The organism is Vibrio sp. T11.5, assembly GCF_027587155.1.
GTDB lineage: Bacteria > Pseudomonadota > Gammaproteobacteria > Enterobacterales > Vibrionaceae > Vibrio > Vibrio neptunius.
In genome coordinates this window covers 264478-276618 of record NZ_JAPPTP010000003.1, presented here as the reverse complement: position 1 = coordinate 276618, position 12141 = coordinate 264478, and the positions used below count along the sequence as shown (strand labels likewise).

The 12141-nt window shown below is 44.8% G+C and carries 11 protein-coding genes; 8 read left to right on the top strand and 3 right to left on the bottom strand.

Features of this window, described 5'->3' with window-relative positions:
- Positions 1–154: 154 nt before the first annotated feature.
- Complete coding sequence (locus OH455_RS05725) at positions 155–1066, bottom strand: DMT family transporter (protein ID WP_269980664.1); 912 nt, start codon at positions 1064–1066, stop codon at positions 155–157.
- A 91-nt stretch (positions 1067–1157) separates the two neighbouring features.
- Here OH455_RS05725 and OH455_RS05720 point away from each other — a divergent pair, with 91 nt between their 5' ends.
- The gene (locus OH455_RS05720; protein ID WP_269980663.1) at positions 1158–2087 is read left to right on the top strand and encodes a LysR family transcriptional regulator; all 930 of its coding nucleotides are present in this window, start codon (positions 1158–1160) and stop codon (positions 2085–2087) included.
- Positions 2088–2292: 205 nt separating this feature from the next.
- Here OH455_RS05720 and OH455_RS05715 read toward each other — a convergent pair whose 3' ends face one another.
- Positions 2293–3186, bottom strand: a complete 894-nt coding sequence (locus tag OH455_RS05715; RefSeq protein WP_269980662.1) for a permease — start codon at positions 3184–3186, stop codon at positions 2293–2295.
- 482 nt (positions 3187–3668) lie between these two features.
- Between OH455_RS05715 and OH455_RS05710 the strand changes: the two genes are divergently transcribed.
- The 5 genes from OH455_RS05710 to OH455_RS05690 all read left to right on the top strand — a co-directional run bounded on the left by OH455_RS05710 (position 3669) and on the right by OH455_RS05690 (position 8794).
- A complete protein-coding gene (locus OH455_RS05710; RefSeq protein ID WP_269980698.1) occupies positions 3669–4964 on the top strand; it encodes an extracellular solute-binding protein in 1296 nt (431 codons plus the stop codon).
- A gap of 198 nt (positions 4965–5162) precedes the next feature.
- On the top strand, positions 5163–6044 hold the full coding sequence (locus tag OH455_RS05705) for an ABC transporter permease subunit (protein ID WP_269980661.1): 882 nt from the start codon (positions 5163–5165) through the stop codon (positions 6042–6044).
- A 13-nt stretch (positions 6045–6057) separates the two neighbouring features.
- Positions 6058–6900, top strand: coding sequence for a sn-glycerol-3-phosphate ABC transporter permease UgpE (gene ugpE, locus OH455_RS05700; protein ID WP_269980697.1), 843 nt, complete (start codon positions 6058–6060; stop codon positions 6898–6900).
- Between the two features lie 20 nt (positions 6901–6920).
- Positions 6921–7985, top strand: a complete 1065-nt coding sequence (gene ugpC / locus OH455_RS05695) for a sn-glycerol-3-phosphate ABC transporter ATP-binding protein UgpC (RefSeq protein WP_269980660.1) — start codon at positions 6921–6923, stop codon at positions 7983–7985.
- Between the two features lie 44 nt (positions 7986–8029).
- Positions 8030–8794 carry a DeoR/GlpR family DNA-binding transcription regulator gene (locus OH455_RS05690; RefSeq protein WP_269980696.1) on the top strand — a complete coding sequence of 255 codons (765 nt, stop codon included), beginning with the start codon at positions 8030–8032 and terminating at the stop codon, positions 8792–8794.
- 82 nt (positions 8795–8876) lie between these two features.
- On the opposite strand, the gene OH455_RS05685 is transcribed toward OH455_RS05690, so the two are convergent.
- Positions 8877–9821 (bottom strand): NADP-dependent oxidoreductase, encoded by a 945-nt coding sequence (locus OH455_RS05685; RefSeq protein ID WP_269980659.1) that lies wholly within the window; start codon positions 9819–9821, stop codon positions 8877–8879.
- A gap of 107 nt (positions 9822–9928) precedes the next feature.
- Between OH455_RS05685 and OH455_RS05680 the strand changes: the two genes are divergently transcribed.
- Both OH455_RS05680 and OH455_RS05675 read left to right on the top strand, forming a co-directional pair.
- A complete protein-coding gene (locus OH455_RS05680; protein WP_269980658.1) occupies positions 9929–10852 on the top strand; it encodes a LysR family transcriptional regulator in 924 nt (307 codons plus the stop codon).
- Positions 10853–11020: 168 nt separating this feature from the next.
- Positions 11021–12100, top strand: coding sequence for a permease (locus OH455_RS05675; protein ID WP_269980657.1), 1080 nt, complete (start codon positions 11021–11023; stop codon positions 12098–12100).
- The last annotated feature ends 41 nt before the right edge of the window (positions 12101–12141 follow it).

Sequence of the window (12141 nt, the reverse complement as noted above, 5' to 3'; positions counted from 1 at the left end):
GTCGCTTAAGCTGGTTAGCTCATGGAAATCTAGACGCTGGGTAGAATACGCTGCCGCGAGGTCACTGTTTGTGACGGGAAAGGACACTGCCAAGATAAGAGTGACCGTTATAAACAAGCCGACTAAGTTAAGCCGGCTGTAAAACATAGATTATTCAAGCTCGCTTTATTGCTATTTGTCGTTGGCCAGCAGGCGAGATATTGCCAACAAAAAAGCCCAATGCCACTACGGCTACACCAACAAGCTGAATCCAAAAGATAGTGGCGCCCATAAACAGAGAAATCAGTAAACTAAACACTGGTAACGCGTTAAATAAACTGGTTGTTTTTTTAGGTCCTAGTACTATCGCTCCTTTCATCCAAAAATAGTACGACAAAAGCGTTCCAAACAGCCCCATGTATAGCACGAGTAATGCATCTTGGAAGGTGAGTCGAGTCATATCCAATATTAAATCACCTTCGACAGCAGCAATAACAAACAATTGAACCGCCCCCAGGCACATTACCCAACGTAATTGTTGTTCTACGGGTATATGTTGCGACCAGAGCTTCAAGAGTATCGTGTACAAACACCCACTCAGAAGAGCTAGAACCATGAGTATATCTCCTAGATTGAACGATACTGAAGAGAGCTCACCATGAGTAATCACGAGTATCACACCCACTACACTGATCAAAGAACCGACAATGTTTAACCTGGTAATGTTCGACTTTAAAATCATTGCAGACAGCAACACGCCAGTCAGTGGAACATTGGCCATAATGATTGAAGCATTAGTCGGTGAGGTATACCTCATTGCAGCAAAGATTGAAAAATTCTGGACCGTAACACCGACACTCGCGATGATAAATAAATACACCAAGTCCCTACGGCTTAAGGTAACACGATGCTTTTGTTCACGAGTTGCTCTCAGGATGAGAAGAAGGATCGCAGCCACAGCAAACCTTAAACCGGCAGCCAGAAATGGGGATAGTTCAGGATTCATAGCTTGTACTGCGTTAAAATTACTAGCCCAAAAAAAGATGGCTACGACAACGCCTAGTAGTACGGAATTGTGTTTGTTCATATTGATCTCGATGAGTTAACTTACGAGACGAAAGGGTATATATTCCAGTAATGAAATTTAATCGTCTTTTTTAATAGGCAGTATTTCAAAAATGAAAGAACATTCATTGGATGACTTGCAACTGTTTGTCTTGTCGTCAAAGTATCGCAGCCTCACACAGGCATCTGAACAACTTGATGTGCCACTTGCCACCCTTAGTCGACGTCTGACCAAACTTGAAAACCAGCTAAATTGTCGATTGCTCGATCGCGGTACCCATAAATTTTCTCTTACGCCTGATGGTAAAAAGTACCAGCAGTTGTGTGAACCACTGATAGTAGGTTTAGATAGGGTCACTGAGCGCTTATCGATGGATAGGCAATCGCTGTCGGGAAACATGAAGATATCTGCTCCAATTAATATGACTCAAGTGTGGTTGAAGCACTGCATCTATGAGTTCGCAGAAAAACACCCCGATATCCGTATTGAACTAGAGATTCAAAACGAAAAAATTGATTTGGTCTCTCACCAAGTTGATGTGACCTTTCGAATTGGCGATTTAATTGAAATGGACTGGATCGCGAGAAAGCTATGGCAATTGCCATTTTCACTATGCGCCTCACGATCTTACTTAGATAAGAGCGAGCCAATATTGCATCCGTCGGATCTCGCAAAGCATCGCCTACTGACTGTCCACACTGATCGCCACTGGAAAATGCACAATCAAAACACTGGGGAGACGTTCTCGTACAACGACACATTTGATTTCTCATCAAATGATGTGCTTCTTATAAGAGATGCAGCAATTCGAGGGTTAGGCATCGCTTGGATCCCGCCCTATTATTTTGCTGAAGAGCAGTACCTTGAGGAAGTGTTACCTGAATGGAAGTCAGCAGATCGTGAAGTCTACATCATGTATCGCGACCGAGACAAACGCCCAGCAAGGGTCGACGCCTTCATCAAACATGTTTTTGAATGGCGAACTCGATTCAATGTTGTTCACCCTGCGTTAGAAACATCTTCCAACAACAGTCATCTTTGAACCTGGGTATAGGAGGTAATAACGGTAGGTCTGCTTCATGTAAGTTCATGCGCTTGTCTAGAGTTCAATTTCACCCACTTTTTTAACCACGATTCGACCAAATCAAAAGCAGCGCGATGTTCGCTGCTTTTACATGTCCCTCGCGGGCTTTACCCCGCACGACTGCCATTTGGCACTTCAGACTCTGGCATAGCTAGGCAAGGCGTTACCAGCTCAGCGAGCGTAGCACAATGGCGTAAACCGCAATCACCACAATACTTGCCATGGTTTCTACGGAAATTCTTGCTGCACTTGTTCCTGTACCCAGGTAGGAAGTTTCCAGTACGATGATATTTGCAGCAGGCGGAAGCAGGCAAATTAAAAGCAACCACGGCAGTTGATGATACAACATCTCTGAGTTTGCTATCTGGCTAATACCAAAAACGACTAGAACCATTGCACTCAACGTCACAATTCTTAGGACATAAGTTCGAGTGTAAAGCAATACATCGCTTTTCTTTAAACTTGTTTCAGCAAGCCAGATTCCAAGTATCATCATACCCAGAAAGCTCATTAAGAATTTAGACACGACATATAGAGTGTGTCCGTAGACTTCAATGCCTCGTCCAACTGGAATCAACAAACCACCAATCAGTAACGCAATCACTGGCGGCGAAGCCAGAATCTTCAGAATTGAGAATGCCTCTTTCTTTAAATAGTTTGCGCCAATTGAATTACCAACAATAGAGCTCCCTATGTACGCTGCTAACATAAATCTAGACGCTTCATCGCCCAGCAAAGCGTGAGCAACGGGCAAACCCAACCAACCTATATTGAGATAACAAAAACATAAACTTCGAATCGCATCTTTTCTCATCCAGTGTCGGCAGGAAAATATCGCTAACATAGACATCATCGTCAATACGATAACTCCTATCATTTCCTCTGAATGAAGGGAGATATTCCAGATGATAATGACAGGGATCACCAGCTTAGTAAGTACAAGGGATGAAAACCTTTTAACGTTTAGCTGCCCTTTGCCAACAAGGAATCCAACAAGCAAATAGATAAAAGGGAGTAACGTTGCCATCAGTACTTTACCTCTGCTCGCTTCGTCCACGGTTTTTCTATCCGTTGAAGGTAAAACCAATTGTCACTCTTGGGCAACGAAGCGCCCTTGTTTAATAAGCCAACTCCTTGACTCTCGAAATTTCCATATATTCGCAAGACTGATGCCTACCATTTGATCAAAGCGCAGATTTTATAAAACCATCAAAAATATGCAACCTGTTTGCCTTAAGTCAAAATGACTAGCCAATACCAACTAGGCAGTTAAAACGCCGTTACTAAAAAAGCAGCGCAAAAGAGCGGCAAGTGTTCTCTGGTATTTCAGTGTCAGAACAATGGTCTGCGCTATCTTTCCGATCGCTTTGTAATGCTCAGTATGTTGGTGAGCACGATTTGATATGTACATAAATCGTTCACTAAAGATAAACGTAAACGAAACGAAGATGTCACCTAATCTGTGAAAAATGACTGAAAAACGAAACAAACGAACCCCGTAAAACACTAAACGAAACCTTAGCACTAAGGAAAGGAATGATGAAACACTTATGGATTACCGGATTACTTTTTTCAGCAACCGTCTCTGGTTCAGCACTTGCAGCAACGGAAGTAACATGGTGGCATGCAATGGGTGGTCAACTTGGTGAAACCGTGAATAAAATCGCGACTGAGTTCAACGCATCTCAGAATAACTACAAACTGATACCTGTATATAAGGGGTCTTACACTGAGACTCTAACAGCAGGTATCGCTGCCTACCGTGCCAATGAAGCGCCGAACATTCTTCAGGTGTTTGATGCAGGTGCTGCGACGATTATGAATGCCAAAGGTGTCGCTAAACCGGTGCAGGACATCATGGTCGAATCAGGTTACAGCTTCCACTCTTCTGACTACCTTGCGGGTGTGCGCAACTTCTATGCGGATAACCAAGGTACAATGGTTGGCATGCCATTTAACAGTTCGACACCTGTACTTTACTTCAACCGCGATATGCTGGCTGAAGCGGGTGTTGAAGCACCTAAGACTTACGAAGAGATGGAAGTCGTCGCTAAGAAACTTAAGGCAAAAGGACATGCGGCATTTTCTCAGTCTCATACTCCTTGGATTTTCTTTGAGAACTTCAAATCTCGTCACAACCAACAGTTAGCTGACAAGAACAACGGCTACGATGCGCCAGCCACCAAAGTGATGTACAGCACTAAGAACCTACAGATGCACTTCACTAAGATGAAAGAGTGGGCGGATAAGGGTTACTACAAGTATTACGGTAAAGACTGGGCTGCAAACCAAACACCATTTGAGCGCAAAGAAGTGGCTATGTGGATTGGTTCTTCAGGTTCGTTCGGTGGTCTACGTGACCGTGTTGACTTTGAGCTAGGTACTACATTCCTTCCATACTGGGAGTCAGTCGACAAAAATGCTGGCGTCACTTTTATCGGCGGTGCCGCGCTATTTGCTCTGTCAGGTCATGACAAAGTGGAAGACAAAGGTGTTGCGGCATTCTTTCACTACCTAACTAGCCCAAAAGTACAGATGCAGTGGCATAAAACGACGGGCTACGTTCCGGTTACTAACGCGGCTTATGAGCTTACTAAGCAATCCGGTTACTACAAAGATAGCCCAGATGCAGAAGTAGGCGTTCAGCAGTTGAGCCTACCTGGCGGTGAATGGACTAAAGGTTATCGTCTTGGCTTCTACCCGCAGATTCGTGAAGTTATGTACCGTGAAACCGATAAGATTTTCGCTGGCGAATCACAAGTTGAGTCGAGCCTTAACAAAATCGATATTGAAGCTCAGCAGCTTCTAAAACGCTTTGCTCGCACAGTTAAGTAACTCGGCAAAATTCAGCCTCTCCATGTATACCCAATTGAATTCAAGGTGCTGGGTTCACAGCGGTGTCACGGGATCAATTTCAAGCAAATGACGTGGTTCTTACCAAGTTATTTAACTCTGAACTAAGCATCTTGATGTAATTTGAGTATCAAGGTGAGGCTTTTTTGTAACTGATATTTTTACTTTTTTGGAGTCCACGTGGAACGTCGTCAACAATTCCGGCACTCTCCTTTACCCTATATATTTCTGGCTCCGCAGATTCTAATTATTGCGATATTTTTTATCTACCCGGCAGCTCAAGCAGTCTATCTTTCCTTTATGTTGGAAGACCCATGGGGATTGTCATCTACCTTTGTCTGGTTTGAAAATTATACAATTCTGTTTGAATCAGAAGAATATTTAAAGTCTGTCGGGTTTACCCTTTACTACTCATTACTCGTCTCTTTCTGTTCATTGGCGTTGGCGCTGCTGTTAGCCGTAAAAGCAAATAATGTTATTCACGGGCAGAGTGCTTACCGAGTAACGCTCACATGGGTTTACGCGGTTGCCCCTGCTGTGGCGGGTATGATGGGAACTTTTCTCTTCAGCCCTCATTTGGGCATCTTCGTCGATCTGTTTAAAGTTGTAGAGATTGATTTTAGTTTTCAAACGGATTCTTCCGATGCAATCATTGCTTTGGTTGTCGTATCAGTGTGGAAGCAGATCTCAGTTAATTTTGTCTACTTTTTAGCGGGCCTTCAGTCGATTCCGACTTCAGTAAAAGAAGCGTCGGTGCTCGATTGTGTCAGCGATACGCGACGATTCTGGACCATCACTTTCCCACTTTTAGCCCCGACGGGATTTTTCTTGTTGGTGATAAACCTAACCTACGCCTTTTTCGATACCTTCGGCGTTATCGACATGATGACAGGCGGAGGACCCGGCGGCTCAACAACGACTCTGGTTTACAAGGTGTTCACGGATGGGTTTGTGGGTGCAGACATTGGCGGCAGTTCTGCTCAGTCTGTGGTGTTGTTGCTCATGGTACTCGGTCTCAGTTATCTACAGTTCCGTTTTATTGAAAAACGCGTCCACTACTAAGGGAGTTAAGATGATGAAAAGCAATAGGATTAGCGATCATATCATCCTTATATTGGGGGCTGTTTTTATGCTTTCCCCAATCTGGCTTATCTTCGCCAGCTCCACTCATGATTCAGCCACCATTCTGACGCAAGGTTTACAGTGGGTTCCCGGAGACCATTTTATGGAGGTCTATGAGAAGGCATGGAAGACGGATCAAGGCTTCACGACAGACGTCACAGCAAAGACGATGCTCGTTAATTCTATGATTATGGGCTTGGGATTTGCCATCGGTAAGATCGTTATCTCGCTTTGCGCTGCCTATGCGTTGGTCTATTTCAGATTACCTTATGCCAGTGCTTGGTTCTGGCTGATCTTTGTCACCCTGTTGCTTCCTTTAGAGGTACGTATCATGCCTTCCTATGAAGTGGTTTCTAAACTAGGCATGTTGAACAGCTACTTAGGCCTGATTGTGCCACTGATTGCTTCAGCTACAGCGACCTTTTTCTTCCGTCAATTCTTTAAAACCATACCCGATGAACTACTCGAAGCGGCGCAGCTGGACAATGCAGGGCCACTGCGCTTTGTCGTCGATATCTTGCTGCCCCTTTCTCGAACCATGATTGCAGCGATCTTTATCATTATGTTCGTCGTCGGTTGGAACCAGTACTTGTGGCCGATCATGATGACTACTGATGAAAGCTACAACACCATAGTGATGGGGATTAAACAGATTCTGGCTAATATCAATGAAACGCCCGACCCAAGATATAACTATGCCTTTGCTATGGTGATCCTCGCCATGCTGCCACCTGTCTTAGTGGTGATTATCTTTCAACGCTGGTTCGTGAAAGGACTAGTTGAGAGTGAAAAATAGAATCTAGAGCGAATTAAACAATGTTAGAAATAAAACAATTGGTCAAAACCTACGAAAACGGCCATCAGGCGGTTAAAGGCCTCAATCTGGATACCACTAACGGTGAGTTCATCGTACTTGTCGGTCCCTCGGGTTGTGGTAAGTCTTCCATTTTGCGCTCGATCGCTGGTTTAGAGCCAATCTCTGGCGGTGAAATTCATCTCAATAAGCGACGTATCGATACAGAAAAGCCAGCCTCACGAGACATAGCAATGGTTTTCCAAAACTATGCGCTCTATCCACATATGACGGTGTACAACAACCTTGCTTACGGTCTGAAAAACCGGGGGGTCGATAAATCTGAGATTGATGATAAGATCCAAAACGTCGCGAAGACACTCAAGATCGAAGAGTATCTAGATCGTAAGCCGGCCAAACTTTCTGGTGGTCAAAGACAGCGTGTAGCAATGGGCCGTGCGATTGTGCGTGACCCCCAGCTGTTTTTGTTTGATGAGCCACTGTCAAATCTGGATGCATCCCTTCGCACTCATATGCGCTTGAAGATCAAGAAACTCCAGCGCGAACTGGGAGTGACAAGCGTCTACGTTACTCATGATCAAGTAGAAGCCATGACCCTTGCTGACCGCATTGTCGTACTCAATAAAGGGCAAATCGAACAGGTAGGAACGCCCTCTGAAGTGTACCATTGGCCTGCCAGCCATTTTGTGGCGAGTTTTATGGGCAGCCCAGCAATGAACTTTCTGACCGCGACTCTTGCCGATGGCATTCTCACTGTTGCAGGCCACACTATACCGCTGCCAGAGTATGGGGGTATCAATCAGGTGGTCACTCTTGGTATCCGTCCAGAGCATGCCGATACACGGGCCCTAGACAGTATGTTGAATCTTACTTTGAACATCAGTGTAATTGAGCCACTTGGCCCAAACCAATTGGTACACGGCCAAGTGAATGGACAAGCCTTCATCGCTGTGACACCTGAAACTGAATTTGACGTCGATAAGCCTCTTAACCTTTGTGTTGAAAATAGTCACCTTCATCTATTTGATACTCAGGGTAAACGCATTGAGCCGACCCAAACACAGTGATAGAAATGCACTCATTTAAGGACAGACACCTAAATAAGGACAGACTGGTGAGCCTATCTTCAAGACAAAAAGAGATCCTTGGTTATCTGCAACGGAGCAATGGCGTTCTATCCAGTGCTCTGTTGTCAGACACGTTTAACATATCTGTTCAAACTATTCGTAAGGATATGAATGATCTTAGCGACAAAGGACTCGTCAAACGTGTTCATGGTGGCATTACTTTACCAAGTGCTAACGACAATCTGTCATTTACCAACCGAGATATACTCAATGTTTCCGCCAAGCAGCGTATTGCAAAGAAAGTAGCGAGCGAAATTCCCGAAGGGTGCAGTATTTTTTTAGGTATTGGAACGACACCAAAACACGTCGCCACTGCACTATTGGACCATCCTGGTTTAACTGTAGTGACCAACAACATCAACGCTGCTCTAACGTTAAGTAGAAACACAAATATCTCTACTTACTTAGCAGGTGGGAAGGTGAGAATGTCTGATGAAGATACGGTGGGCGAGGCAACGACGCTATTTTATCGTCAGTTTAATATTAAGATCGGCATCTTTGGTATCGGTGGTTTAGGAGAGAGAGGGGAACTTCTCGACTTTACTCCGGAAGAGGCTAATTTGACGAGAGCCGTTATTGAACAAAGCCATCAATGCTGGCTGATTGCAGACAAGACTAAACTAGGAAGATATGCCCCAGTTGTTAGCGCACAACTCTCGGAAATGGATCGACTATTTGTAGATGATGCGGCAGCAGAATTTCAATCACTATGTAAAGTCAATCAGGTTGAGCTAGTTGTTGCAGATTAAGGATGTTAATAAAACAGCCACCGAGGGGTGGCTGGTCATTATCCTGAGAACAAAAGCAGCTCAAAAGATCGGCAAGTGGTCTCTAGTATTTCAGTGTCGGGTCAATAGTCAGCACTATCTTTCCGACCGCTTTATATTGCTCAGAACGCTGGTGAGCACGCTGGATATCCTCAAGTGGATAAACCGTATCTATTGGGATGATTAACTGATTTTTATTGAATAGGTCGAGCACTTTATCAAGATCCTCAGCGTTGTTCTCGACCCACATTCTTGTGAACGAAATACCGTGGATACCCACCTCACCTTCAGAAAGCTCATCAAAAGTGGACACTATTTGGCCTCCTGATTTAACACAGGAGACCGTACGATGAAGCAAATAAGCACCCGCTTTCGCAACAAAAGCCAAGTCGTATCTCATGGTCGAATGCCAATCTGTCTGGCTTTCATCGTGCACTTCATCTGCCCCCAATGTTTTTACGTAATCTAGCTTAGCTTGAGAGGCCGTCGCTACGACGTACGCTCCTGCAGCCTTGGCTATTTGCACCGCAAATGAACCAACACCGCCGGAAGCATTATGAATGAGAACAGTTTGCCCTTGCCTGATATGACCTTGGGTATGCAAACCTTGCCACGCAGTAATAGAAGCCAGTGGCAAAGCCGCTCCATCGATAAAACTCATTTTTTCTGGCTTTTTCACAACCAGATCCGCATTGACAGCAATGTATTCGGCATTAGTACCCTGTCCTGAAATGGGGGTGAATGAGAGTACCTTGTCACCCGGTTCAAACCCATTCACATCATCACCAACTTGCTCAATAACCCCTGAACAATCCCAACCTAATACAAGCGGCAATGTATGGGTATCAGTATCGGCCATCATGCCATTGCGAATATGAAAATCGACCGGGTTTACACCTGATGCCACGACCTTTATCAGTACCTGATGGCCGGATGGTGCTGGCTTTTCCAATTGACCTACATTGAGTTGAGCCACGTTTCCATAATGTTTTATAAATGCTGCTTTCATAATTTTCTTCCTTATCTGTGATGAGAACAGCTTTAGTATTCAATCAATAACCTATTTCTTCTAATTAATAGTTGATATAAACGTTATTCCACACAGGAATGAATTGTATGGCTAAAATTGACTTAAATCTGATCGTTATCTTTGACGCAATCATGCGAGAGCAGTCCATTACCATCGCAGCAGAGCAACTAGCGATGACTCAGCCTTCGGTATCGAAAGCCGTCTCTCGAATGCGCTATGCATGGAAAGATCCTCTGTTTATCAAACATGGGAGAGGCATTACTCCCACTCCATACGCAAAGCAGCTGTGGCATGAAGTCTCGGAACCTCTCAATAAAATTAGCCATTCCGTCTCTCCACCTAAGTTTGATCCTATGACCTCCTCTACACAGCTTAGAGTGGCGTTAACAGATGGTACCAGCTGTCTTTTCTGGCCTAGATTGCGAGCGATCATCGAGGAAAGAGCTCGAGCTATGGATTTATATGCCGTCCCCTTCAAAGGAAATGGGCAACAGCTTTTACTAGAAGCGGAAGTCGATCTGGTACTGGATTACTATCCAACAACACATGAGCAAATTTCAGTTCGACACTTGTATGAGAATCACTTTACCTGCGTAATGCGACCTGAACACCCACTCGCAGACCGTTTTCTTTCTCTGGAAGATTTTTGCGGCGCAGACCATTTGCTGGTCTCACTTTCTGGTGATCCAAGTGGCGCTGTGGACTCAACACTGGCTCTAAAAGGACTCCAGCGACGCGTCGCCATGACCGTCAATAGTTTTTCAGGGGCTATGGACTTATTGGAAGAGTCCAATCTTATCAGCGTTCTGCCTTTTACCGTGGCCAGCAAATCAATAGAGAAAGGGAGACTGATGCAAAAGCCAATGCCCATTACTGTCCCACCCCCCACGATTTCCATCGCTTGGCACCGACGAAATCAGCATAACCGAGCACTGAAATGGCTGATTAATGAAGTCGGAGCGATCGTTTCAACAGAGGCACATGTGTTTGCCAACAAAGTTATTGGTTAGCGAAAAAACACTCCTGTTAAGCAATTGATATTATTAGATATGCCAAGTATTTCGATTTTTATCGAAATATTTTCCTTGATCATTTGCTCTTTATTTCTATAATTCGAGAAAAATAGAAATGAATTTGAAAATATTCAGATTCATAACACTCGAATTTGGAGTCACCTTATGAACAATGAATTTATATCTATGGCCAGTGAAGCGTTCAATATGTTTGCCTTTCTCGCAACTGAGCTGATTATCCTGTTTCTTGCCATCAGCTATATCGTTGGTGTATTGCAAGCGTTTCTGACACCAGAAAAGATCCAATCGATCCTGAGCTCGCGTAATGGCAAAGGCTATGTCGTAGCAGCACTACTGGGCGCCATCACGCCTTTCTGTTCTTGCTCAACCATTCCTTTCCTTAAAGGTCTGCTTCGAGCGCGTGCAGGATTCGGCCCTATGATGGTCTTCCTGTTTGGTAGCCCGCTGCTTAACCCAGTGATCATTGGCTTGTTTGTCGTGACCTTTGGTTGGAAAGTTGCATTGTTCTACTTCATGATCGCTATGGTTGTGTCTGTTGTTGCTGGTTACACACTAGAAAAACTCGGTTTTGAACGTTACGTAAAACCGGAGGCGTATCAGGCGGCAGAAGCCAGCAGTTGTGGAACAAGCTGTGGTGAAAGCAAACCTCAACCGAAGAAAGAGAGCACGTGTGGGACATCCAGCTGTGGTGAGCCAGCGCCAGCAATGACAAAAGAGTCCAGCTGTGGCGCAAGTGCAGAACCACCAGTCGGTGTTGCAAGTTGCTCAGCAGACGGCAGTGCAACCGCGACTTTAGTTGAAGAACGTAAGCCAAATCGCTGGGTGAAAATCTGGCACTCAACATGGAAAGACTTTAAACAAGTATTCCCGTACCTAATGCTGGGCATTGCGATCGGCTCATTTATCTACGGATTTATTCCAACAGACTTGATTGCAGAATACGCAGGCGCGGGGAAGTGGTATGCGATTCCAGTCGCCGCCATCATCGGTATCCCACTGTACATTCGTGCTGAAGCGGTGATTCCTCTCAGTGCTGCACTGGTACAAAAAGGGATGGCACTGGGTTCTGTGATGGCACTGATCATCGGCAGCGCGGGGGCAAGCTTAACTGAAGTGATTTTGCTTAAATCTATCTTTAAAAATCAGATGATTGCCGCATTCCTGACTGTCATCCTGAGCATGGCGATCGGCGCTGGCTTCCTATACAGCTACCTGTTTGCTTAATGTGACAAAGAGAAATCAAAAAGGGGGACACGCTAGGCGTA